At 53.3% G+C, this 24,065-nt stretch carries 24 protein-coding genes and 1 tRNA gene; 15 read left to right on the plus strand and 10 right to left on the minus strand.

Annotation, left to right across the window (positions count from 1 at the left end; all coding sequences use genetic code 11):
• The first annotated feature begins 13 nt into the window (after nucleotides 1-13).
• Both gcvP and KP80_RS02425 read left to right on the plus strand, forming a co-directional pair.
• Nucleotides 14-2,887 carry an aminomethyl-transferring glycine dehydrogenase gene (gene gcvP, locus KP80_RS02420; RefSeq protein WP_052281991.1) on the plus strand — a complete coding sequence of 958 codons (2,874 nt, stop codon included), beginning with the start codon at nucleotides 14-16 and terminating at the stop codon, nucleotides 2,885-2,887.
• Nucleotides 2,888-2,946: 59 nt separating this feature from the next.
• Nucleotides 2,947-3,690, plus strand: coding sequence for an SDR family oxidoreductase (locus KP80_RS02425; RefSeq protein WP_052281992.1), 744 nt, complete (start codon nucleotides 2,947-2,949; stop codon nucleotides 3,688-3,690).
• 39 nt (nucleotides 3,691-3,729) lie between these two features.
• Here the strand turns inward: KP80_RS02425 and bglA are convergent, their stop codons facing one another.
• Nucleotides 3,730-5,163, minus strand: a complete 1,434-nt coding sequence (bglA, locus tag KP80_RS02430; RefSeq protein WP_052281993.1) for a 6-phospho-beta-glucosidase BglA — start codon at nucleotides 5,161-5,163, stop codon at nucleotides 3,730-3,732.
• A gap of 120 nt (nucleotides 5,164-5,283) precedes the next feature.
• Nucleotides 5,284-6,033, minus strand: a complete 750-nt coding sequence (locus KP80_RS02435; protein ID WP_052281994.1) for a MurR/RpiR family transcriptional regulator — start codon at nucleotides 6,031-6,033, stop codon at nucleotides 5,284-5,286.
• A 29-nt stretch (nucleotides 6,034-6,062) separates the two neighbouring features.
• Here KP80_RS02435 and yqfB point away from each other — a divergent pair, with 29 nt between their 5' ends.
• Nucleotides 6,063-6,377, plus strand: a complete 315-nt coding sequence (gene yqfB / locus KP80_RS02440) for a N(4)-acetylcytidine aminohydrolase (RefSeq protein ID WP_052281995.1) — start codon at nucleotides 6,063-6,065, stop codon at nucleotides 6,375-6,377.
• 158 nt (nucleotides 6,378-6,535) lie between these two features.
• Nucleotides 6,536-7,198 carry a PAQR family membrane homeostasis protein TrhA gene (gene trhA / locus KP80_RS02445; RefSeq protein ID WP_052281996.1) on the plus strand — a complete coding sequence of 221 codons (663 nt, stop codon included), beginning with the start codon at nucleotides 6,536-6,538 and terminating at the stop codon, nucleotides 7,196-7,198.
• A gap of 67 nt (nucleotides 7,199-7,265) precedes the next feature.
• Here the strand turns inward: trhA and ygfZ are convergent, their stop codons facing one another.
• Nucleotides 7,266-8,249 (minus strand): tRNA-modifying protein YgfZ, encoded by a 984-nt coding sequence (ygfZ, locus tag KP80_RS02450; RefSeq protein WP_052281997.1) that lies wholly within the window; start codon nucleotides 8,247-8,249, stop codon nucleotides 7,266-7,268.
• 248 nt (nucleotides 8,250-8,497) lie between these two features.
• Between ygfZ and sdhE the strand changes: the two genes are divergently transcribed.
• Both sdhE and KP80_RS02460 read left to right on the plus strand, forming a co-directional pair.
• Nucleotides 8,498-8,764: an FAD assembly factor SdhE gene (gene sdhE / locus KP80_RS02455; protein ID WP_052281998.1), complete on the plus strand. Its 267-nt coding sequence runs from the start codon at nucleotides 8,498-8,500 to the stop codon at nucleotides 8,762-8,764.
• Nucleotides 8,745-9,161, plus strand: a complete 417-nt coding sequence (locus KP80_RS02460) for a protein YgfX (protein ID WP_052281999.1) — start codon at nucleotides 8,745-8,747, stop codon at nucleotides 9,159-9,161. Before sdhE ends, KP80_RS02460 begins: the two co-directional genes overlap by 20 nt.
• Here KP80_RS02460 and fldB read toward each other — a convergent pair.
• Nucleotides 9,158-9,679, minus strand: a complete 522-nt coding sequence (gene fldB / locus KP80_RS02465) for a flavodoxin FldB (protein WP_052282000.1) — start codon at nucleotides 9,677-9,679, stop codon at nucleotides 9,158-9,160. The two genes, KP80_RS02460 and fldB, sit on opposite strands and share 4 nt — an antisense overlap.
• A gap of 102 nt (nucleotides 9,680-9,781) precedes the next feature.
• On the opposite strand from fldB, the gene xerD reads away from it, so the two are divergent.
• From xerD to lysS, 5 genes are all read left to right on the plus strand, one after another.
• The gene (gene xerD / locus KP80_RS02470; protein ID WP_052282001.1) at nucleotides 9,782-10,678 is read left to right on the plus strand and encodes a site-specific tyrosine recombinase XerD; all 897 of its coding nucleotides are present in this window, start codon (nucleotides 9,782-9,784) and stop codon (nucleotides 10,676-10,678) included.
• Between the two features lie 22 nt (nucleotides 10,679-10,700).
• The gene (dsbC, locus tag KP80_RS02475; protein ID WP_052282002.1) at nucleotides 10,701-11,414 is read left to right on the plus strand and encodes a bifunctional protein-disulfide isomerase/oxidoreductase DsbC; all 714 of its coding nucleotides are present in this window, start codon (nucleotides 10,701-10,703) and stop codon (nucleotides 11,412-11,414) included.
• A gap of 5 nt (nucleotides 11,415-11,419) precedes the next feature.
• The gene (gene recJ / locus KP80_RS02480; RefSeq protein ID WP_052282003.1) at nucleotides 11,420-13,153 is read left to right on the plus strand and encodes a single-stranded-DNA-specific exonuclease RecJ; all 1,734 of its coding nucleotides are present in this window, start codon (nucleotides 11,420-11,422) and stop codon (nucleotides 13,151-13,153) included.
• An 89-nt stretch (nucleotides 13,154-13,242) separates the two neighbouring features.
• Nucleotides 13,243-14,341 (plus strand): peptide chain release factor 2 gene (gene prfB / locus KP80_RS02485; RefSeq protein WP_156315561.1). Its coding sequence is split into 2 segments (ribosomal slippage): nucleotides 13,243-13,317 and nucleotides 13,319-14,341, totalling 1,098 coding nucleotides; the frame shifts between segments, so codons are not numbered across the junction.
• Between the two features lie 9 nt (nucleotides 14,342-14,350).
• On the plus strand, nucleotides 14,351-15,868 hold the full coding sequence (lysS, locus tag KP80_RS02490) for a lysine--tRNA ligase (protein ID WP_052282005.1): 1,518 nt from the start codon (nucleotides 14,351-14,353) through the stop codon (nucleotides 15,866-15,868).
• Nucleotides 15,869-15,930: 62 nt separating this feature from the next.
• On the opposite strand, the gene idi is transcribed toward lysS, so the two are convergent.
• From idi to KP80_RS02510, 4 genes are read right to left on the minus strand one after another with little or no spacing between them, the layout of a single operon-like run.
• Nucleotides 15,931-16,479 carry an isopentenyl-diphosphate Delta-isomerase gene (idi, locus tag KP80_RS02495; protein WP_052282006.1) on the minus strand — a complete coding sequence of 183 codons (549 nt, stop codon included), beginning with the start codon at nucleotides 16,477-16,479 and terminating at the stop codon, nucleotides 15,931-15,933.
• Between the two features lie 53 nt (nucleotides 16,480-16,532).
• Nucleotides 16,533-17,249, minus strand: coding sequence for a DUF554 domain-containing protein (locus KP80_RS02500; RefSeq protein ID WP_052282007.1), 717 nt, complete (start codon nucleotides 17,247-17,249; stop codon nucleotides 16,533-16,535).
• 21 nt (nucleotides 17,250-17,270) lie between these two features.
• Nucleotides 17,271-17,852, minus strand: coding sequence for a UbiX family flavin prenyltransferase (locus KP80_RS02505; protein ID WP_052282008.1), 582 nt, complete (start codon nucleotides 17,850-17,852; stop codon nucleotides 17,271-17,273).
• A 12-nt stretch (nucleotides 17,853-17,864) separates the two neighbouring features.
• The gene (locus KP80_RS02510) at nucleotides 17,865-19,343 is read right to left on the minus strand and encodes a UbiD family decarboxylase (protein ID WP_052282009.1); all 1,479 of its coding nucleotides are present in this window, start codon (nucleotides 19,341-19,343) and stop codon (nucleotides 17,865-17,867) included.
• 171 nt (nucleotides 19,344-19,514) lie between these two features.
• Between KP80_RS02510 and KP80_RS02515 the strand changes: the two genes are divergently transcribed.
• The 3 genes from KP80_RS02515 to KP80_RS02525 all read left to right on the plus strand — a co-directional run bounded on the left by KP80_RS02515 (nucleotide 19,515) and on the right by KP80_RS02525 (nucleotide 21,383).
• The gene (locus KP80_RS02515; protein WP_052282010.1) at nucleotides 19,515-20,408 is read left to right on the plus strand and encodes a LysR family transcriptional regulator; all 894 of its coding nucleotides are present in this window, start codon (nucleotides 19,515-19,517) and stop codon (nucleotides 20,406-20,408) included.
• A 74-nt stretch (nucleotides 20,409-20,482) separates the two neighbouring features.
• Nucleotides 20,483-21,229: an amidase activator ActS gene (gene actS, locus KP80_RS02520; protein WP_052282011.1), complete on the plus strand. Its 747-nt coding sequence runs from the start codon at nucleotides 20,483-20,485 to the stop codon at nucleotides 21,227-21,229.
• 80 nt (nucleotides 21,230-21,309) lie between these two features.
• Nucleotides 21,310-21,383: transfer RNA gene (locus KP80_RS02525), tRNA-Gly, on the plus strand.
• Nucleotides 21,384-21,612: 229 nt separating this feature from the next.
• Here the strand turns inward: KP80_RS02525 and KP80_RS02530 are convergent.
• Both KP80_RS02530 and psiE read right to left on the minus strand, forming a co-directional pair.
• Nucleotides 21,613-22,173 carry a hypothetical protein gene (locus KP80_RS02530; protein WP_052282012.1) on the minus strand — a complete coding sequence of 187 codons (561 nt, stop codon included), beginning with the start codon at nucleotides 22,171-22,173 and terminating at the stop codon, nucleotides 21,613-21,615.
• A gap of 310 nt (nucleotides 22,174-22,483) precedes the next feature.
• On the minus strand, nucleotides 22,484-22,897 hold the full coding sequence (gene psiE / locus KP80_RS02535; protein WP_052282013.1) for a phosphate-starvation-inducible protein PsiE: 414 nt from the start codon (nucleotides 22,895-22,897) through the stop codon (nucleotides 22,484-22,486).
• A gap of 244 nt (nucleotides 22,898-23,141) precedes the next feature.
• Here psiE and KP80_RS02540 point away from each other — a divergent pair, with 244 nt between their 5' ends.
• Nucleotides 23,142-23,831 carry a hypothetical protein gene (locus KP80_RS02540; RefSeq protein WP_052282014.1) on the plus strand — a complete coding sequence of 230 codons (690 nt, stop codon included), beginning with the start codon at nucleotides 23,142-23,144 and terminating at the stop codon, nucleotides 23,829-23,831.
• The last annotated feature ends 234 nt before the right edge of the window (nucleotides 23,832-24,065 follow it).

The following is a 24,065-nucleotide window of genomic DNA, read 5'->3' on the forward strand; positions in this document are numbered from 1 at the left end:
GGAACCATCGCTCATGACACAGACTTTAAGCCAGCTTGAAAACCGTGGCGCGTTTATTGAACGTCACATCGGGCCGGATGCCCAGCAGCAGCAAGAGATGCTCAAAACAGTTGGCGCGGATTCATTAAACGCACTGATTGGACAAATCGTGCCGAAAGATATCCAGCTTGCTACGCCGCCGCAGGTAGGCGACGCCACCACAGAATTCGCCGCGCTGGCGGAGTTGAAGGCGATTGCCGGTCGCAACAAGCGCTTTAAGTCATACATTGGCATGGGCTATGCGCCAGTGCAGCTGCCACCGGTTATCCTGCGCAATATGCTGGAAAATCCGGGCTGGTATACCGCCTATACGCCGTATCAGCCGGAAGTTTCTCAGGGCCGCCTTGAAGCGCTGCTCAACTTCCAGCAGGTTACACTGGATCTGACCGGTCTCGACATGGCGTCCGCCTCCCTGTTGGATGAAGCGACCGCCGCGGCCGAAGCGATGGCGATGGCCAAGCGCGTCAGCAAACTGAAAAATGCGAACCGTTTCTTCGTGGCTGCCGATGTCCATCCGCAAACGCTGGACGTGGTGCGCACCCGTGCGGAAACCTTCGGCTTCGACGTGATTGTTGACGAGGCGAAGAAAGCACTGGATCACCAGGATGTGTTTGGCGTGCTGTTGCAGCAGGTTGGCACGACCGGCGAAGTGCACGACTATTCGGCACTGATTGCAGAACTGAAATCCCGCAAAGTGGTGGTGAGCGTTGCCGCTGATTTCATGGCGCTGGTGCTGTTAACCGCACCAGGCAAACAGGGCGCGGACATTGTTTTCGGCTCTGCTCAACGCTTCGGTGTACCCATGGGTTATGGTGGCCCACACGCGGCATTCTTTGCTGCGAAAGATGAATTCAAACGCGCTATGCCGGGCCGTATTATCGGCGTCTCAAAAGATGCCGCAGGCAATACCGCACTGCGTATGGCTATGCAGACCCGTGAGCAGCATATCCGCCGCGAGAAAGCGAACTCCAACATCTGTACTTCTCAGGTACTGCTGGCCAACATCGCCAGCCTGTATGCGGTTTACCACGGCCCGGTTGGCCTTAAGCGTATTGCCAATCGCATTCACCGTCTGACCGATATTCTGGCTGCGGGCCTGCAGCAGAAAGGTCAAAAACTGCGTCATGCGCACTACTTTGACACTCTGTGCGTGGAAGTGGCGGATAAAGCCGCGGTGCTGGCGCGCGCGCAGACTGCGGAAATTAACCTGCGTAGCGATATCCTCAATGCCGTAGGCATCACCCTGAACGAAACGACCACTCGTGAAGATGTGCTGAGCCTGTTTAAGGTGATTTTGGGCGATAATCACGGTCTGGATATCGACACCCTGGATAAAGACGTGGCGCTCGACAGCCGCTCTATCCCATCGGTGATGCAGCGTGATGACGCGATTCTGAGCCATCCAGTGTTTAACCGCTATCACAGCGAAACCGAGATGATGCGCTATATGCACTCTCTGGAGCGTAAAGATCTGGCGCTGAATCAGGCGATGATCCCACTGGGATCGTGCACCATGAAGCTGAATGCTGCGGCGGAAATGATCCCGATCACCTGGCCAGAATTTGCTGAACTGCACCCGTTCTGCCCGGTTGATCAGGCAGAAGGCTACCATCAGATGATCGGTCAGCTTTCCGATTGGCTGGTGAAACTCACCGGTTACGATGCGCTTTGCATGCAGCCAAACTCCGGCGCGCAGGGCGAATACGCAGGCCTGTTGGCGATTCGTCACTATCACGAAAGCCGCAACGACGGTCATCGTGATATCTGCCTGATCCCAAGCTCAGCGCACGGTACCAACCCGGCTTCCGCACAGATGGCGGGGATGCAGGTAGTTGTTGTTGCTTGCGATAAGAACGGTAACATCGATCTGGCCGATCTGCGTGCGAAAGCGGAGCAGCATGCGGCAAATCTTTCCTGCATTATGGTGACCTATCCGTCCACTCACGGTGTGTATGAAGAGACCATCCGTGAAGTATGCGAAATTGTCCATCAGTTCGGTGGACAGGTTTACCTCGACGGCGCGAACATGAACGCGCAGGTTGGTATTACTTCACCGGGCTTTATCGGCGCGGATGTTTCGCACCTTAACCTGCATAAAACCTTCTGTATCCCGCACGGCGGCGGCGGCCCAGGCATGGGTCCAATCGGCGTGAAAGCTCACCTGGCTCCGTTCGTACCAGGACACAGCGTGGTGCATATCGAAGGCATGTTGACCCGTCAGGGCGCGGTTTCTGCGGCGCCGTTCGGCAGCGCTTCTATTCTGCCAATTAGCTGGATGTACATCCGCATGATGGGCGCGGAGGGCCTGAAACAGGCAAGTCAGGTGGCGATTCTGAACGCCAACTATATCGCGACTCGCCTGAAAGAGGCTTATCCGGTGCTGTACACTGGTCGCGATGGCCATGTCGCGCACGAATGTATTCTGGATATTCGTCCGCTGAAAGAAGAGACCGGCATCAGCGAGCTGGATATTGCTAAGCGTCTTATCGACTACGGCTTCCACGCGCCGACCATGTCCTTCCCGGTCGCGGGTACGCTGATGGTTGAGCCAACTGAATCGGAAAGCAAAGCCGAGCTGGACCGCTTTATCGATGCCATGCTGGCCATTCGCGCTGAGATTGACCGCGTGAAAGCCGGTGAATGGACGCTGGAAGACAACCCGCTGGTCAACTCCCCGCATACCCAGAATGAGTTGGTCGCCGAGTGGAACCACGGTTACAGCCGTGAAGTCGCCGTCTTCCCGGCGGGCGTGGCGAACAAGTACTGGCCGACGGTGAAACGCCTTGATGACGTTTACGGCGACCGTAACCTGTTCTGCTCCTGCGTACCGATGAGCGAATATCAGTAATCCGCTGATTACACTATCTTTTAAAGGCGCTTCGGCGCCTTTATTTTTTGGAGGATTGGATGGCTCTTGCATTAGTGACCGGCGCAAGCCGGGGGATCGGGCGAGCGACAGCGCTACAGCTTGCACAAGAAGGGTATACGGTGGCGGTGAATTATCACCAGAACGCGCAGGCGGCGGAAGAGGTGGTGAGCGCCATTAGAGCTGCCAGCGGCAACGCGTTTGCCGTACAGGCAGATATTGGCGATGAAGAACAGGTTGAGGCCATGTTTGCATTGCTCGACAAGCATGCGGAGCCGCTCACGGCGCTGGTGAATAACGCTGGCATTCTGTTTACCCAAAGCCGCGTGGAAGCGCTGACCGCTGAACGTATTAATCGGGTTTTAAAGACCAACGTCACCGGCTATTTTCTGTGCTGCCGGGAGGCGGTAAAACGCATGGCGCTGCCGCACGGTGGGCAAGGCGGAGCGATTGTGAATGTCTCTTCGGCGGCGTCACGGCTGGGGGCTCCTTTCGAATATGTGGATTATGCGGCTTCAAAAGGGGCTGTTGATACGTTGACTACCGGGCTGGCACTTGAGGTGGCAGCGCAGGGAATTCGCGTCAACTGCGTGCGTCCTGGTCTTATCTACACCGAGATGCATGCATCCGGCGGAGAACCGGGGCGGGTTGATCGCGTGAAGTCGATGCTGCCAATGCAGCGTGGTGGACAACCGGAAGAAGTGGCACAGGCGATTATTTGGTTACTCAGCGATAAGGCCTCTTACGTCACCGGAAGTTTTATTGAGCTGGCGGGTGGTAAATAGCGAAATTCGCCCCTCTCCGTCAGGAAGAGGGGCTATCGATTAGAGGTTTTCGCCGTTGCTGGCGATCACTTCTTTGTACCAGTTAAAGCTCTTCTTACGTGAACGCGACATGTCGCCGGTGCCGTCGTCATGCTTATTGACGTAGATAAAGCCGTAGCGCTTGCTGTACTGGCCGGTGGTGAATGACACGCAGTCGATACAGCCCCATGGCGTATAGCCCATCAGGTCAACCCCATCGTAGGTGACTGCTTTCATCATCTCTTCGACGTGCGCACGCAGGTAGTCGATTCGATAGTCGTCGTTGATGCTGCCATCGTCTTCAACTTTGTCGTACGCGCCAAAGCCGTTTTCCACGATAAACAACGGCTTCTGATAGCGCTCGTACAGTTCGCACAGTGAGTAGCGCAGGCCAACTGGGTCAATCTGCCAACCCCAATCAGACGCTTTCACGTGCGGATTCGGTACGCTACCTTCAAATCCGGAAATCGCATCGCCGCTACCGCCTTCAGCCTTCACGGCGTTGGTCATGTAGTAGCTTAGGCCCAGATAATCGCAGGTGCCTTCACGCAAGATGGCCTCGTCGCCCGCTTCCATTTTGATGTTGAAGCCGCGACGTTCCCACTCGTTCAGCACGTAGCGCGGGTAGTAGCCACGCATTTGCACGTCGGTGAAGACATAGCGCTCGCGCATCGATTCCTGAGCAAACATCACGTCCTCTGGCTTACAGGAGAACGGATAGAGGGCGACCATTGCCAGCATGCAGCCGACCTGCATTTCCGGGTTAATTCGGCGAGCGGCTTTCACTGACAGCGCACTGGCCACGAACTGATGGTGCAGCACCTGATACATGGTCTCTTCTGGATTCTCATGCTCGGTATACACCACGCCGGAGCAGCAATAACCAAATAGCGGCGCACGCCAGTTACGTTGGTTATTGATTTCGTTAAAGGTCATCCAGTATTTGACCTTGTGCTTGTAGCGCTCGAAAACGACTTCGGCGAAACGGACAAAGAAATCGACCACTTTACGGTTGGTCCACGCGCCGTACTGCTGTACCAAATGCAGCGGCATTTCGAAGTGTGAGAGGGTGATAACCGGTTCGATGTTGTATTTCAGCAGCTCATCGAACATATCGTCGTAAAACTTCAGCCCTTCTTCATTTGGCTGCGCTTCGTCGCCGTTCGGGAAAATGCGGGTCCAGGCAATGGAGGTACGGAAGCATTTGAAGCCCATCTCGGCAAACAGCTTGATGTCTTCTTTGTAGTGGCCGTGGAAGTCGATGGCTTCGTGATTGGGATAGTATTTCCCCGGCACGACTTCCTGGGTAATTTCACGCGGAACGCCGTGGGCACCGCCGGTTAGCACGTCACAGATGCTGGGGCCTTTGCCGCCTTTATTCCAGCCGCCTTCAACCTGGTGTGCGGCGACGGCGCCACCCCATAAAAAGTCTTTCGGTAAGGTCAGTTTTTTCATCTTTGCTATGCTCATATATTGGTCTTAATAAAACCGAGTCTAACAAAGGATAATTAAATGTCACGATATAACAAATTCCACCATAGGGAATATGTTACATCGAAAAAACACCCTGTATTTTTATGCTAATTTCTTCGCCAGTTTACGACCGAGTGACTCGAGAATATAGATAACGGGGATCTGTGTTGTAATATCGTAGACGCCGCCGATACGGGTTTGCGGCACGTGCCAGGAGAGATTAAAGTCGGCGAGCTTTGCCAGGCGCGAGTGTTCGTGGCTGGTGATGGACATCACTTTGCAGCGGTGCAGGCTGAACTGGCCAGCAAAACGCAAGATCTCTTCAGTTTCACCGGAGACGGATAGCACGATTGCCAGCGCATTTTTGGCCATATCATTAGTGACCGGAAAATAAGGATCGTCGATATGATTACTAAATTTACCAATGTTGGAAAAGAATCGTGCACCGTATTTAGCGAGTGAGCCGGAGGTGCCTGCGCCAACGAATATAATACGTTCTGAGGACAGAATAATATCGACAGCATTATCGAGCAGTTTATCAAACTCGTCATTATTGACGCCTTTGAAGAAACTAATTATCTCACTGGCGCCGAAATTAGCCTGTTGCGGTTCATCTTGCTCTAAATATAATTTGAAGCGTACGCGAAACTCCGAGTAGCCTTCGCAGTTAAGCTTGCGGCAAAAGCGCATCACCGTGGTAGTTGAGACACCTGCCGCGTCTGCCAGCTCGCGGATGGTCATGTACATTACCGTGTCGCGATTTTTGATAACGTAGTGATAAACCATCATCTCAAGATTATTGAGGCTGGCGATAGTGGCGTGGGAGAATAGGCTCACGGTGGCGATACTCATCAAATTAAATCATCTACAGGAATAATACCATGCAGCCTAACGACATCACTTTTTTTCAGCGTTTTCAGGACGACATTCTTGCCGGTCGTAAGACCATCACGCTGCGTGATGCGACGGAATCGCATTTTAAAGTTGGAGATGTGCTGCGGGTAGGGCGTTACGAAGATAACGGTTACTTTTGTACCATTCGCGTAGTGGCCACCTCAACCGTGACCATGGATACCTTGACGGAGCGGCATGCTGAACAGGAAAACATGATCCTACCCGAGCTTAAACAGGTGATCGCCGATATTTATCCTGGTGAAAATACCTTCTATGTTATTGAATTTAAATGCATTGATTAAAATAAGGTACACGTGTTAGTTGAATGACTTGATTAACTTATTGATTAATCTGATTTTACAAAAAATCATCATTTTATTTTAGCTTACATGTGTTCACTGAAATCATTCTCAGTTACGCTAGGGCGTTTGTTCGATTTATCGTTCGCCCGGAGCGCGTAATGGATAAGAAGCCACTCATTCAGCAGGGATATTCTCTGGCAGAGGAAATTGCCAATAGCATCAGTCATGGTGTCGGTTTTGTGTTGGGGATTGTTGGTTTGGTCCTGCTGTTGGTGCAAGCGATCGATACCAACGCCAGCGCCACGGCTATCACCAGTTACAGCCTGTACGGCGGCAGTATGATTCTGCTGTTTCTGGCCTCGACGCTGTATCACGCCATTCCTTCTCAGCGCGCTAAGGTATGGCTGAAAAAATTCGACCACTGCGCCATTTATCTGCTGATTGCCGGAACCTATACACCGTTTTTGCTGGTTGGGCTGGACTCGCCGCTGGCGCGGGGGCTGATGATTGTTATCTGGAGCCTGGCGCTGCTGGGGATCTTATTTAAGCTAACCATTGCCCATCGATTTAAGGTCTTGTCGCTGGTGACTTATCTAACGATGGGCTGGCTGTCGCTCATTGTGGTGTATCAGCTGGCGGTGAAGCTGTCGATAGGTGGGGTGACGCTGCTGGCGGTCGGTGGAATAGTCTATTCGCTGGGCGTGATTTTCTACGTCTGCAAGCGGATACCTTACAATCACGCTATCTGGCATGCGTTTGTACTGGGGGGGAGCGCCTGCCATTTCCTGGCAATTTACCTCTATGTGGGGCAACACGCCTAGCGGCCCTGATGGTACGACATCTCGCCAGGCTACATTTAGCCGTAGCTCGGCGAGACTGAAAAACCGCTTACTCTTCTTCTAACGAATACGGCAGCGGCTTGATGCTCAATGTATTGGCATCGTCGCGGACGCGGAATACGCTGTCGGCTTCCATATCATTGTTCATCACCAGCTGTACCAGCAGTTGACCATCTTCCAGCTGCACCGCGGCCAGCACGGTACCGGTGCGACGCCAGTTGTCACCCATTTTCAGTTCGAGATCTTCCCCGGCTTCCGGGACTCGGGCTGCTTTACCTGCCAGCGTCCACAGCGCACGTTTGTTGGCTCCGCGGAATTTCGCGCGGGCAACCATCTCCTGACCGGTATAGCAGCCTTTCTTAAAGCTGATACCGCCCAGTGCCTGGATGTTTGTAGCTTGTGGAAGAAACTGCGCGCTGTTGGTTTCATCAATTACCGGCAGGCCAGCTTCAATATCTAGCGCCAGCCACTGCTGGCTGTTGTTGAGCTGGGCTTCGCCGCGCAGCGCTTCGGCCACGCGCTCGGCGGTGGCGATATCGGTGACGAGCAGGAAACGTTCGTCTGGATGCGCCAGCCACAGCAGGGAGGTTTCATCTTCCTGTACGTTTGGCTTATCAGCGTTTGGTAGCTCGGCAAACAGATTGGCCAGCGCGGCACGCGCCTGGAAACCCGCCACGCCCAACAGAACCAAATCGTCATTGGCAGAGATAGTGACCTTTGAAAATACGGCGTATTTTTTCAGTTGGGTCAGTTGCGCTTCGCGTACGCTGCGGCGCTCAATAAAGGCAAAACCATCCTGACGACGAAACAGGCGCAGGTTGCTCCACATTTTTCCCTTGGCATCGCAATGGGCAACCAGCAGATGCTGATGTTCGTTTAACTGCGCGACGTCGGCGGTAACCTGGCCCTGCAGGTACTTTTCGCTATCGGCACCGGTGACGGTTGCCAGCGCCCAATCATCAAGCGTCATTAACGTCAGCGGTAAACGCGCGGAGGCGCTAGGCTGGCGTGGAGGAAAAGGAGTAAAAGCCATATGAGTGTCCTGAATTGAGTAACGATCGCGCTAATTCCCTCATGGTAAAAGAGCTGCCCGCCATTGCAAGCGGTTTTGACGGCCGTTTTGTGCCGTTAGCGTGTTCTGCGAGATGCCGTGTAACAAAATGAATTCCTTTCATTTATCATGGTCTTTTTTCTGAATATGACGCGCATGACGTGAGATTCCAGTAAAGAAACTGCAAAAAACACGTTAAACTAGTAACAACGTTATGCTGGAAGGAAATTATGGACATCAATAATAAAGCCCGTATCCACTGGGCATGCCGCCGCGGTATGCGTGAACTCGATATCTCCATCATGCCGTTCTTTGAGCATGAATACGACACGCTGAGCGATGAAGATAAAGCTATCTTTATTCGTCTGCTGGAATGCGACGATCCGGACCTGTTTAACTGGTTGATGAACCACGGTAAACCAGCCGATGCCAGCCTCCAGCGCATGGTGCAACTCATTCAGACACGGAATCGGGAACGTGGTCCTGTGGCAATCTGATTTACGCGTCTCCTGGCGCTCACAGTGGCTCTCTTTACTACTCCACGGCCTGGTGGCGGCTTTTGTGCTGCTGATGCCATGGCCGTTGAGTTACACCCCGCTTTGGCTACTGTTGCTGTCTTTGGTGGTGTTTGACTGCGTACGCAGCCAACGGCGCATCAATTCGCATCAGGGAGAGATTAAACTGCTGATGGACTCTCGGCTGCGCTGGCGTAATCAGGAGTGGGATGTTCTGGGGGCGCCGTGGATGCTGAGTTCTGGCATGATGCTGCGCATTCGCCGCTGCGGTGGCGGCCGACGCCATCATCTGTGGCTAGCGGCTGACAGTATGAACCCGGAAGAGTGGCGCGACCTGCGGCGGATCCTTCTGCAGCAGCCCGCACCGAGCAAACATTAAGAGAACTGTTCGGCCATTTCGCCGAGGATCTGCTCGCACCAGCTCTGAATACGCTCATCGCTCAGATCGTACTGGTTAGTTTCATCCAGCGCGAGACCGACAAACAGCTGCCCATCAGCGATAACCGGTTTCGGGCTGGTAAACTCATACCCTTCCGTTGGCCAGTAGCCGACGAATTTAACCGCTTTGGTGACCAGCTTGTCGTGCAGCATACCTAGCGCGTCGAGGAACCACTCGCCGTAGCCCAACTGGTCGCCCATGCCGTAAAGCGCGACGATTTTTCCTTCCAGATTCAGCGTATCTAGCTGTTCCCAGACCGCTTCCCAATCTTCCTGAATTTCACCGAAATCCCAGGTCGGGATCCCGAGAATGAGCACATCGTACTGCTCCATTAAAGCAGGGGAATCATCTTTTAGATTGTGTAATGTGACCAGTTCCGGTCCGATAATGTCGCGAATTTTTTCCGCTGCCATTTCGGTGTAGCAGGTGCTGGAACCATAAAAAAGGCCAATATTCATGACGTACAGCTCTCGATTCTTGCGATGACGATGCCGCTAGTGTACCAGAAAGGCATCTGATTCAGGCATAATGGTGCTGATTAAACACGCACAGGAGCCGATGTGGACAAGGACCTTGCACGAATCGAGCAGTTTCTCGATGCGCTATGGCTGGAACGAAATCTGGCGGAAAATACCCTCAGCGCCTATCGTCGAGATCTGACGATGGTGGTTGAATGGCTGGCGCATCGCAGCCTCACGCTTGAGAGCGTGCAAAGCGACGATCTGCAAAATCTGCTTGCTGAACGCCAGCAGGGCGGCTATAAGGCGACCAGTACAGCGCGGTTGCTTAGTGCCATGCGCCGCTTCTTCCAGCATTTGTATCGTGAAAAGATTCGTTCAGACGATCCCAGCGCGCTGTTGGCGTCGCCTAAACTACCTCAGCGATTACCCAAAGATCTCAGCGAAGCGCAGGTGGAACGATTGCTGCAGGCGCCGGTTGTCGATCAACCGCTTGAGCTACGCGACAAGGCTATGCTTGAGGTACTGTATGCCACTGGGCTGCGCGTATCTGAGCTGGTGGGCCTGACGATGAGCGATATCAGCCTACGTCAGGGCGTGGTCCGGGTGATTGGCAAAGGCAATAAAGAACGGCTGGTTCCTCTGGGAGAAGAGGCCGTCTATTGGGTTGAAAATTGGCTGGAGCACGGCCGTCCGTGGATGTTAAACGGCGTGGCGATTGACGTTTTGTTTCCCAGCCAGCGTGCGCAGCAGATGACCCGTCAGACCTTCTGGCACCGCATAAAGCACTATGCACAGTTGGCGGGGATCGACAGTGAAAAGCTGTCACCGCACGTTTTACGTCATGCCTTTGCGACGCATCTGTTAAACCACGGTGCGGATCTGCGCGTCGTGCAAATGCTGCTGGGGCATAGCGATCTTTCGACCACTCAAATTTATACGCACGTCGCAACAGAGCGGCTGCGTCAACTTCATCAACAGCACCATCCACGAGCATGATGCTGATTTAAAAGGACAGTGTATGAAACAAGGTTTAATGATGTTTACCCTGCTGGCGGCCGCATTCTCTGGTCTGGCGCACGCGGATGATGCGGCGATTAAACAGTCGCTGGCGAAACTGGGTGTGCAGAGCACTGATATCCAGCCCGCTCCGGTTGCCGGCATGAAAACCGTGCTGACCAATAGCGGCGTCCTGTACGTTACCGAAGACGGTAAACATATCATTCAGGGGCCAATGTATGACGTGAGCGGCGCGCAGCCGGTGAACGTGACCAACGGCCTGTTGATGACCCATCTGAAAGCGCTGGAAAAAGAGATGATCGTCTACAAAGCGCCGCAGGAAAAACACGTGATCACGGTCTTTACCGACATCACCTGTGGCTATTGCCACAAGCTGCATGAAGAGATGAAAGACTACAACGCACTGGGGATCACCGTGCGTTATCTGGCCTTCCCGCGTCAGGGAGTGCAGAGCCAGGCTGAGCAAGATATGAAGTCCATCTGGTGTGCGAAAGACCGCAACAAAGCCTTTGATGACGCGATGAATGGCAAAGGTGCGCAGGCCGCGACCTGTGATATCGATATTGCCAACCACTACGCGCTGGGCGTGCAGTTTGGCGTCAACGGAACGCCAGCGATTGTCCTTAACGATGGTTACGTGGTTCCGGGTTATCAGGGGCCGAAAGAGATGAAAGCCTTCCTCGACGAACATCAAAAACAGACCAGCGGTAAATAATTCGCGTGAAATTACAGACTCAACTTCGCCGCCGTGAGGTGGATGAATCAATCACGCTGCCCGATGATCTTTCACCGCTGCTGCGACGCCTTTATGCCAGCCGCGGGGTGAAATCTCCGGATGATTTGCAGCGTGGCCTGAAAGGGATGCTGCACTGGCGCGACCTAACGGGGGTCGAAAAGGCCGTCGACATGCTCCACGACGCGTTCGAGAGAAATCTGCGCATTATGGTGGTAGGCGATTTTGATGCCGATGGTGCTACCAGCACCGCGCTAAGCGTTCTGGCCCTGCGAGCGATGGGCTGTCGAAGCGTGGAATATCTGGTGCCAAACCGCTTTGAAGATGGTTACGGGCTGAGTCCGGAAGTGGTTGATCAAGCTCATGCTCGCGGCGCGCAGATGATCATGACGGTGGATAACGGGATCTCTTCCCATGCCGGCGTCGATCATGCGCATAAGCTTGGGATCAGCGTGCTGGTCACCGATCATCACCTGCCGGGTGAAACGCTGCCTGCCGCTGATGCAATGGTTAACCCCAATCTCGTCGATTGTCCGTTCCCGTCTAAATCTTTGGCAGGCGTAGGCGTAGCGTTCTACCTAATGCTGGTGCTGTGTAATCACCTAAAGGCAAAGGGATGGTTTGAAGCCCGTGGTATCGCGGTGCCGAAGATTGTTGAACTCCTTGATCTGGTGGCACTGGGAACCGTTGCCGACGTTGTGCCGCTGGACGTCAATAACCGTATCCTCACCTGGCAGGGGCTGAGCCGTATTCGCGCCGGAGTCTGTCGCCCGGGGATTAAAGCGCTGCTGGAGATTGCCAATCGCGATGCCTCGAAGCTGGTGGCAAGCGATCTCGGTTTTGCGCTAGGGCCTCGCCTTAACGCCGCTGGGCGTCTGGACGATATGTCGGTCGGCGTAGCGCTGCTGCTGTGCGATAACCTTGGCGATGCACGCGTACTGGCAAACGAACTGGACGCGCTCAACCAGACGCGTAAAGAAATTGAGCAGGGTATGCAGGCGGAAGCGTTGACCCTGTGCGAAAAACTGGAACGCAGCAGCGATGAGCTGCCTGGCGGGCTGGCGATGTATCATCCAGAGTGGCATCAGGGCGTTGTGGGGATTCTGGCTTCACGCATTAAGGAGCGCTTCCATCGTCCGGTCATCGCGTTTGCTCCAGCGGGCAACGGCCAGTTGAAAGGCTCGGGGCGTTCTATTCAGGGGCTGCATATGCGCGACGCGCTGGAGCGCCTGGATACCTTGCACCCGGGACTGATGTTGAAATTCGGCGGCCATGCGATGGCGGCGGGACTTTCGCTGGAAGAGGCGCGCTTTGAAGAGTTCCAGCGTCACTTTGGCGATCTGGTTACCGAATGGCTGGATCCGGCTTTGTTGCAGGGTGAAATCCTTTCAGACGGGGAATTGAGTCCGCAGGAGATGACCCTTGAGATGGCGCAGATGCTGCGTGAAGCAGGGCCATGGGGTCAAATGTTCCCGGAGCCATTGTTTGATGGGCGTTTCCGCTTGCTGCAACAGCGGCTGGTGGGCGAGCGCCATCTTAAAGTGATGGTGGAACCGGTGGGAGGTGGCCCGCTGCTGGATGGCATCGCATTTAATGTCGATACCACCATCTGGCCGGATAATGGTGTGCGTGAGGTGACATTGGCCTATCGGCTGGATATCAATGAATATCGCGGCAACCGAAGCTTACAGCTAATCATCGAGAATCTCTGGCCGATTTAACATCACTTAGACTGTAATTAAGAGCGGGAATCCGCTAAGATTCCGCTCTTATAACCGCATTTTTCTCGTCCATTAAAAGAAAATAGACCATGTTTGAAATAAACCCGGTAAATAATCGCATTCAGGACCTCACGGAGCGCTCTGACGTTCTTAGGGGGTACCTTTGACTATGATGCCAAGAAAGAGCGTCTGGAAGAAGTAAACGCCGAGCTGGAACAGCCGGATGTCTGGAACGAACCCGAACGCGCGCAGGCGCTGGGCAAAGAGCGTTCTTCCCTTGAAGCCATCGTCGACACCCTCGATCAGATGTCTCAGGGTCTGGAAGATGTTTCTGGCCTGCTGGAACTGGCCGTAGAAGCCGACGACGAAGAGACTTTTAACGAGGCCGTTGCCGAGCTGGACACGCTGGAAGACAAGCTGGCACAGCTGGAATTCCGTCGTATGTTCTCCGGTGAATATGACAGCGCGGATTGCTACATCGATATCCAGGCCGGTTCTGGCGGCACTGAAGCGCAGGACTGGGCAAGCATTCTCGAACGCATGTATCTGCGTTGGGCAGAAGCACGCGGCTTTAAAACCGAAATTATTGAAGAGTCCGAAGGTGACGTGGCCGGGATTAAATCCGTGACCATTAAAATCTCCGGCGACTATGCGTACGGCTGGCTGCGTACTGAAACCGGCGTTCACCGTCTGGTGCGTAAGAGTCCGTTTGACTCCGGTGGCCGTCGTCATACCTCGTTTAGCTCCGCGTTTGTCTACCCGGAAGTGGACGACGATATTGATATCGAAATCAACCCGGCAGACCTGCGTATCGACGTATACCGCGCTTCCGGTGCAGGTGGTCAGCACGTTAACCGTACGGAATCGGCGGTGCGTATTACCCACCTTCCGACCGGGATCGTGACGCAGTGCCAGAACGACCGTTCACAGCACAAGAACAAAGACCAGGCCATGAAGCAGATGAAAGCGAAGCTTTATGAACTGGAAATGCAGAAGAAGAATGCAGAAAAACAGGCGATGGAAGACACCAAGTCCGACATTGGCTGGGGTAGTCAGATTCGCTCCTACGTTCTGGACGATTCCCGCATTAAAGACCTGCGCACCGGGGTTGAAACCCGTAATACGCAGGCGGTACTGGACGGAAGTCTGGATCAATTTATCGAAGCAAGCTTGAAAGCAGGGTTATGAGGAACCAACATGTCTGAACAAAACGCACAAGGCGCTGACGAGGTAGTCGATCTTAATAACGAAATGAAGGCACGCCGCGAGAAGCTGGCTGCACTGCGTGAGCAGGGTATCCCGTTCCCAAATGATTTCCGTCGTGACCGTACCTCAGACCAACTGCACGCTGAATTCGATAGCAAGGAAGGCGAAGAGCTGGAAGCGCTGAATATCGAAGTGTCCGTGGCTGGTCGTATGATGACTCGCCGCATTATGGGTAAAGCGTCTTTCGTTACCCTGCAGGACGTTGGCGGCCGTATTCAGCTGTACGTCGCCCGTGACGATCTGCCGGAAGGTATCTACAACGAGCAGTTCAAGAAATGGGACCTCGGCGATATCCTGGGCGCAAAAGGTAAACTGTTCAAAACCAAAACCGGTGAACTGTCTATCCATTGCACCGAGCTGCGTCTGCTGACTAAAGCACTGCGTCCGCTGCCAGATAAATTCCACGGTTTGCAGGATCAGGAAGCGCGCTATCGTCAGCGTTACCTGGACCTGATTTCCAACGATACGTCTCGCAACACGTTCAAAGTGCGTTCCCAGATCCTGGCTGGCATCCGTGAATTCATGGTTGGCCGTAACTTCATGGAAGTGGAAACGCCAATGATGCAGGTGATCCCAGGTGGCGCATCCGCACGTCCGTTCATCACCCATCATAACGCGCTGGATCTGGACATGTACCTGCGTATCGCGCCGGAACTGTACCTGAAGCGTCTGGTGGTTGGCGGCTTCGAACGTGTGTTCGAAATTAACCGTAACTTCCGTAACGAAGGTATTTCCGTTCGCCACAACCCAGAGTTCACCATGATGGAACTCTATATGGCGTATGCGGACTACAAAGACCTGATCGAGCTGACCGAATCCCTGTTCCGTACGCTGGCGCAGAACATTCTGGGCAACACCGCGGTGCCTTATGGCGACCAGACTTTCGACTTCGGCAAGCCGTTCGAAAAACTGACCATGCGTGAAGCTATCAAAAAATACCGTCCAGAAACCGACATGGCTGACCTGGATAACTTCGATTCCGCGAAGGCGATTGCTGAAAGCATTGGCGTTCACGTTGAGAAGAGCTGGGGTCTGGGCCGTATCGTCACCGAGATCTTCGAAGAAGTTGCCGAAGCGCACCTGATTCAGCCGACCTTCATCACCGAATACCCGGCAGAGGTTTCTCCGCTGGCGCGTCGTAATGATGAAAATCCTGAAATCACTGACCGCTTTGAATTCTTCATCGGCGGCCGTGAAATCGGTAACGGTTTCAGCGAGCTGAATGACGCAGAAGACCAGGCGCAGCGCTTCCAGGATCAGGTTAATGCCAAAGAAGCAGGCGATGACGAAGCGATGTTCTACGACGAAGACTACGTGACCGCGCTGGAGCACGGCCTGCCACCAACTGCAGGCCTGGGCATCGGTATCGACCGTATGGTTATGCTGTTCACCAACAGCCACACCATCCGCGACGTTATCCTGTTCCCGGCGATGCGTCCGGTGAAATAATTGCGACCGCGAAAAGCAAAAACCCGGCATTGCCGGGTTTTTTTATCTCTGCCATTTTGTGTTTAGGCCTGTTTTGCGAAGCCGATAAACGCTTGTTGCGCGTTTTCGTCGGCGGCTTCCATCACCATCCACGGGCTAAATGCCCACGGCGTGAGCGTCAGCGCACTCAACATATCGGCCAGTTCGCACCACTGATACTCCATCACCTCGTCGTGGTTTGCCGCTACGGCGCTGGTCGCACGTGCGGCGTACACCGGACAAACCTCATTTTCAACGATGCCATTGGGTGCTACAGCGCGATAGCGGAAGTCGGTGGCGACAGGAATGATATCGGTAATCTCAACGCCAAGCTCAAAGCGGCTACGGCGGACAATGGCCTGTTCGAAGGTTTCCCCCTGCTGCGGGTGGCCGCATACCGAGTTGGTCCATACGCCGGGCCAGGCAACCTTGCTCAGCGAACGGCGGGTGACCAGCAGTTGGCCTTTATCGTTGAATAACCAGCATGAGAAGGCAAGATGCAGGGGAGTGGAGAGGGTGTGAGCGGCGTACTTCTCCAGAATGCCTGAAGGTTTATCGTGCTCATCGAGCAAAATGACATGTTCGCCAGTCATGACTACTCCTGAAAATGAAAGATGACCCGGCATAAACCCACCGGGCCATATACTCAGGCGACCAGCGTAGCCCATAAATGGGAAAAAGGCATTACCAAAACAAGCCCTGGCAACATGTTGGCAACCGGGAAAAGCTTAATGTTACAGATACGCAACCCGGTAGCGACCATCAGTAGTCCACCTGCGCAGGAGAAATCCGCCATCATAGAGGGTGAAATCATCGGCAGCAGAACAACGGCCAGCATCGCCAGCGCCAGCTGGATGATCAACTGTGGGATGGCAATGGTCATCACCGCGTAGCCCAGCAGAGTGGCAAAAATACCGGCGGTAAACAGGTCAAGGATGGTTTTGATATACAGGATAGATGGATCGCCGCTCATCCCCTCGGTCATCGCACCAAAAACCCCGGTACCGCTGGCACAAAATAGCACCAGAATCGCCACGAACTTCTCGGTGAATTCCTCATGGCTTAAGCCCTGCACCGGCGGCAAAACTTTATTGATCAGGCCACGGGTTGATCCCGCCACTTTGCCAATTCCACTTTCCAGATGTAGCAGCTCGCCAATCAGCGCGCCGACGATCATTGCCAGCACCACGGCGGGCATATATTTCACTTTCAAAACCAGGGTGATACCCAGACCAACGGAACAGAGGCCGAAGGTCATCGGCAGTGCCGTTTTCACGCGCTCTGGAAGTTTTCCTCCCGCTAGCGCACCAACGAGCCCGCCAATAATGATGGCGGAACCATTTACATAAGGGCCGATTAACATGAAAAAAATGTCCTTGGTACGTTAAGCCTCGTGTCGCAGCGATCCTTCGCCCCAGCGTGGAATGTTGTCCACGTCGATATCGAACAGATCGAGCGCACGGCTAACGCTATGCGTAATAATGTCGTCCGCGGTTTGCGGACGTTGATAAAGCGCCGGTACCGGTGGGAAGACGATGCCTCCCATTTCGGTCACGGCGGCCATATTGCGAATATGGCCGAGGTTTAACGGCGTTTCGCGAGCCAGCAGCACCAGACGGCGGCGCTCTTTAAGCACCACGTCCGCCGCGCGAGTCAGCAAATTATCGGTAAGACAGTGCGCAATGGCCCCCAGCGATCGCATGGAGCAGGGGGCAACCAACATCCCCAGCGTTTTAAATGACCCGCTGGAGATCGCGGCACCCAGATTACCGATCGGATGTACGACGTCAGCCATCGCCATCACCTCATCCAGACGGTAGTCTGTTTCCAGCGCGCAGGTTTTCTCCGCACCTTTTGAAACCACCAGGTGAACTTCCAGCGGCAGCGGTTGCAGAAGCTCCAGCGCTTTCACGCCGTACTGAAAGCCCGATGCGCCGCTGATGCCGATAATGATGCGTGGTGTCATGGTCGTTTCCTCTTACTCGAAATCAGGCAGGAAGCGTTTGATGTCCACTTCCTTAAATTTCGAGCGTTCAAAGTGATGCTTCAGATGGAACGGCACGGTGCAGTCGAAAATGGTTTTGCAGGACATCCCTTGCTGCAGAATGCTTGGGCTGTATTCCGGTACCTGTGACGGATCCAGCGGGTGGCAGCGTACGCCTGGGATGGTGATGGTATCGATATCACCCTGATAGCGGGTTTGCATAGCCCACAGCACGTCGTCACTATCAAAAATATCAACGTCTTCGTCCACCAAAATGACGTGTTTGAGTTCCGGGAAGGCGGAGAACGCCAGCAGCGCAGCCTGGCGCTGACGGCCTTCATCTGCTGGGGAGAATTTTTTGAACTGCATTACCGCCAGCAGCTTGCCGCCGCCCGCCGAGTGGGCGAAGACGTTCAGCAGTTTGCCCGGCATCGCGCGGCCCACCATATCGAGGATGCTGGCTTCGGTTGGGATACCGGCCATATTGACGTGTTCTTCGCCAGGCCCGACGGTGGTGCGCCAGATTGGCTGAAGGCGATGCGTTACGGCTTTCACTTTAATGACTGGCAGCGCATCTTTGGACTCACCGGTATAGCCTGGGAATTCCGGCATCGCGCGCCCGGTATTGGTGTTCTGGTCTTCGCGAACCCGCACGTTTGGCAGCAGTTCACCTTCAATAATAATTTCCGCGTGGGCAATCGCTTTTTCATTGATGGTCAGGCAGTTAACCATTTCCACGGCCTGGCCGCGCAGCGAACCAGCGATACTCAATTCATCAAAGCCCAGCGGCGTGGTTGGCGGTTCGAAGCAGGCGGCAATCTCGATGGCGGGGTCGACACCAATGCTGATTGAGATCGGCAGTGGTTGACCCAGCTCTTCCGCCTTCATGCGGAACGCATCGATATGACGGCCTGGGGTGAGCCACATCGAGAGCTCGTCGCGGCTTTGCACACACAGACGGTGAATGGTGATATCCGACTCATGCGTCTGCGGATCCGAGGCGTAGCACAGCCCCATGGTGATATACGGGCCGGCATCTTCTTCGGTATTGGTCGGTGCAGGCAGCAGTTTACGCAGATCGAAATCGGCGTCGGTGGCCAGATGCACAACCTCTTGAGCGACCGCTTTTTCCGTCGTCAGGACCGGTGGAATTGGGCTTTGAACCGAGTCTTTAAGCAGATGCCCCAGTCGTTCCGGCGGGCAGTTGAGGAAATGGCTGACGCGTTTACGCGAGCCGTTAATGCCGATGGCCACGCTGATATCATCAAACCCTTTGATTTTGTTGAACACCATCGCCGGGCCATTTTTACGCGTTGGGCGTTGGCAGGTACCGCCCGCCCCCACGTAGCGGTAAACGCCGGAAAGTTCGGCATGTGGGTCAACTTCGGTATTGGTTTCAACGTATTCGCCCGGCAGCGTTTTCAGTAGCGCCAGCGCCGAGCGGAGGTCGCGTACGGTAGGGGTATTTTTCACAGTGTATTCCTGTTGATAATCACGAAAGAATGTCTGCGTTCACCCTATTCCTTACCCTTTTTAGGGGCAAATACCGTTTCGCTAGGTCTGGGAAGATCAAAAAGATGGGACTACACCCGTCGGGATATCGTGCGTACACTAAAGCAAAGCGATTCTGGAGGTGGGTGCGGCATGGATTTAAAACGATTACGGTATTTCTGCCGGGTGGTGGAGCAGGGGTCGATAAGCCAGGCAGCGAAAGTACTGAATATGGCGCAGCCGCCGCTGAGCAAGCGTATTCAGGAGCTGGAGGACGAACTGCATACGCCGCTATTTTTGCGGCATGGTAACCGAATTGAGCCCACCGAAGCCGGCTTTTTCCTCTATCGCAAAGCCTGCGAAATTCTGCGGCAGGTGGAGGACACCGCGCGGGAAACCATGGAAATAGCCCAGAAGGACAGGCTGCATTTTCGTTTTGGTATGAGCCATCTTTTTCAATCGTATTTCAAACCGCTGCTGCTGGCGCTATATCAGCGCTACCCGGAGATCGAAATTAATATCTCGGTGACGGACTCCAGCCATCTGGAGGGGTTATTAAACGAAGGTGCTATCGATCTGGCTTTTATCCAGCGCCCCTATCGCAGCGAAGGATTCGACTTTGTCTCTTTCGATCCGGTCAGGCTAGTGGCGGTGATTAACAAGCAGTGCCTGCCGGGTCCCCCGGCGAACCCGTTTGATTATCATGCTCTGGGACAGCTACCGCTGGTGCTACTGCACCGCGCTAAGGACTCTGGCACCTATGAGATGCTGATTGATCTGTTTCGTAAATCGGGCGTCGACCCTAAAGTCATTATGCATATTACCCAGCCGGGTGTGATTCTCGATTGGCTGGAATCAGGGCTTGCGGCGGCGACGTTGCTGCCTTCATCAGAGGTATGTGCAGAGAAACTTGAGCAGTGTTACGTGGTGGATGTTTTCCCCTCGCCGCAGATATTTTATCCTGCGATGGTGAAAATGCCGGGTGTGAACTGGTGTACACAGGTCATGGAGCTGGTGGCGGAAGGCTATCCCTTTCCTACGCGCTAGCGAGCGGGGAGTTTAGCATCCGTCGTTACCCTGCTATGATATAGCCCCCACTATTCACTCTCTGAGGATTCGTTTTGCGAGCAGGACGCCCAATCACTTCCCCAATACGCCTGTTGATGTGCCTGATTATCGGGCTCGTACTCTCCGGTTGTGCGGGTAACTCGTCCAAATCAGAGGGCAGCTACAGTGGTTCGGTATACACCGTGAAACGAGGGGATACGCTGTCGCGTATTTCGCGCATGACCGGCACCAGCGTGCGAGATTTGGCGCGCATGAACGGTATTTCTCCGCCGTATACCATTGAGGTGGGGCAAAAGATCAAGGTCAACGGGGCGTCGAAATCCTCGAGCAGCAAAAAATCATCCTCCGGTCAGACGGCAAAAGTCACACCGTCATCTGCGGTACCGAAATCCTCCTGGCCTCCTGTTGGCCAGCGCTGCTGGCGATGGCCGACAAGTGGTAAGGTGGTGATGACATACTCTACCTCGGAAGGCGGTAACAAAGGGATTGATATCGCCGGCAGCCGCGGCCAGCCGGTTTACTCCGCAGGCGCAGGTAAAGTGGTGTATGTCGGCAATCAGCTTCGTGGCTACGGCAACCTGGTGATGATTAAGCACAACGAAGATTACATCACCGCCTATGCGCACAACGATAAGCTGATGGTGAATAACGGCCAAAACGTGAAGATTGGCCAACAGATTGCCACCATGGGCAACTCAGATGCTGACTCCGTCAGGCTGCATTTCCAGATTCGCTATCGGGCGACGGCGATTGACCCGCTACGTTATCTGCCGCCGCAGGGCAGCAAACCGAAGTGCTAAGCGGTTAATTTATCATCACTTAACCATGTAAAGCCTTGCCAGACGAGGAGTAAAGTTTATAATGCTCCTCGCACACCTTTGCGGGCGTAGTTCAATGGTAGAACGAGAGCTTCCCAAGCTCTATACGAGGGTTCGATTCCCTTCGCCCGCTCCAAAACTCTCCCTAAAATCGTTACTCCTCTGTTTTTCCAAAGTATGCGCAACGATGTGAGTGATCTTCCAGCCTATGTTTGGCCTGTCTGCTGCGCAAATGTGAAATGTTGGCGAGAAAGGAAAAGAGAAGATGAAACCGTTGACCCGGAATATTAAAGGCGACGGGTTTATGACCCGACGCCGATTTCTGGGGGGCTGGAATATTGCCCTTCGTCATCCAGACCGGATCATCATGTTGCTGTAGCGACGATGGTTTGATTTAGCAAAACAGCCTCTTTCGTTCCGATGGTCCTGGCATAGATAAATGCGCTAAACACCAGCGTCGTGCAGACCACGAAGGCCAATAAAAATTGCCCGGTCATCAGCAAATATCCACCTATTCCAACATAAAGTAATGCCGTGACAGTACTGACCAATGCAACCTGCAATGCCGCTGCCTCGCTGCGTCTGAAGGTGGTTCCGATAAGCCCCCCAATCAACGCCAGACCCAATAGCGCCCCAATAGCGGGAATCCCGCAAATAGCCGCAACAAGTAAAAACAAAAAGAGCTGATATTTACGCTGCAGAGGCTTATTCGCAAAGAAATCGGTTTCGTATAATTGGTCGGTGGTTGCGTTAAAGACCCGAACCAGTCGCTGTCTGCGGAATAAAAGACGAATGGTTTGGCCTATTTCAACGTGTTGGAGAATGGCGGCGGGGAGTTCTATAAACTGTTTACTGTCTCCCTCCTTGAGGATAATGCCATTCCATAGCCGCTGGTCAATATGGCCGGTCAGTAACTTTTGCTGCATTGATTCACCCTTAGGGTTTAAAAAGAAACCGAGAGTAGGTCTATTAAAAAAGTGGTTATTTAGGCCGGGTAATACCCGGAAACCAATTCTAACAGCGCTAATGGTGAATTAACGTAAAGAGAAAATAAGGGTTTTGTATATATTATGCGGCAGCGTGTGACAACGTGGGACGATTTAATTAGCTCGTTGGATAAATAATCAAAATTAGTTTAAAAGAACCGTTATAACCATAAATAAATAAGGTGTACTTCTGTTGCGATCGTTCTTTTGTACCTGGAAACGCTCACTGAAAGAGTGGATGGCGAGGTTCTCAATCTCGCGCCAGTCGGGAGCTGCTACATACCCAAAGGGTTACCACCAGGATCAGAATCGAAAGAGAATAGAGCAGCACGTTCATTGGGGAATCGTAATGTACGATGATCAGACGAACAATGGCCGTCACGCCAATATAGACAAAATAGCGCAGCGGGAAATGGCTACCGGACCGAAAGTATTTAACAATCAGCGCAATAAATTCGAAATATAAAAACCACGTCAGCAGACCTTCTACAAAATCATAGCTCTTGATCGTTGCTGCATTGAAAAAGGTTTTCGCCAGAAACAAGGACTCCTTACCGAGAAAAACCAGCAGGATGATGGCCAAACACAGCATGCCGATATTTAAAATAAACTGAATGATGGTCGGGATGGTGGTTGCAAATGAAGCGTTTAGCGTTGTTCGCATTTTCTTGCTCTGCACGGCTGCGTTGATATCGTGAGTATAGCCGAAATGGTTGGAATGGTCGGGCGTTGGCTCCGTTAATCGCGTTTATGGATGCCAAACGTATTGTTGGCCTGGAGGCGTTTTTATGTCAGGTTTTTTAATGAGATAGGGCTTTCTTTCAGAACGTGTAAATTCGCTTTCAAACCAGGGCAAAGGCTCTACTCTGCATACTTATCTCACGTTAATCTCTGCCTAATGGTCAACCATGAAAGCTCTGTTGCTTACTGCTGCCGTTTTACCTTTTATACTGCCGTTCGCCGCGTTGGCGAACGAGAAAGTGTCTGCTGCCGTCGACCATTTTAAGTGGATAAGCTTTCACTCCCCCAGCATGCCGGGATACCGCACCGTAGAGATGCTGACGTCAGGTTTTGTAGGGGCGTCCGTCACGATGAGCAGTAACAGTAAGTTTTTGAATCTGAATGACCTGACGTTTCGTGCGAGCCGTAATTGGCTTGAAATAAAACCCCATCACGAAGGGCGGGTCACGCTGCGAATGATAAGGCAGCCAAAGGCGAATGAGCGGGTCAATACGCTGGTCGTCTACAACCGAAAGACCGGGCAAACGCAATACTATCCGTTTTATATAAAAAACTGGCTTACCGGAGAGGGTACGGTCGATGCCAACGCCTCGGAGGCGCGCAAACATTGCGAACGTGTCGGTGGCAAATTGTTAACCACTCAAGCGTTCAGAGCGCTTTCACGGCAATGGTTTGGTCTGAGCAGCGGTAGTTTGCGAGAGATGTACCCTGGGGCGACGATTTTTAATGAGCAGGTGCAGGCCGGCGACAGTTTTTGGGTCAACGAGGGAAAGTCTGTCACTCTCCATACCGGCATCAAAAGCCAAAACCGTACCGTGAATACCCTGTGTCACCATGAATACCCTGCAATATCTTAGGAAGCTTCCTGTGTTTCTTAATCGCTGATACGGCTTTTGTGTTGAACACCTGAGTGATTCCTGTGTAGGTATTACGGTATTCCATCTCCGCCTGATTAAATCCTTTCTTTAACGCCTGAGTTTTGATTCGACGATGTTTCCACTGACATTGCGCAAGAGGAAGGCTGGTCTATGCTGAAAAAGTGCCCCCAGCCTTTGGCTGTCCATTTGAATAATAATGATAACTCTCGCGTG

Origin of the sequence: Kluyvera genomosp. 1 (assembly GCF_001266615.1) — a bacterium.
Lineage (GTDB): Bacteria > Pseudomonadota > Gammaproteobacteria > Enterobacterales > Enterobacteriaceae > Kluyvera > Kluyvera cryocrescens_A.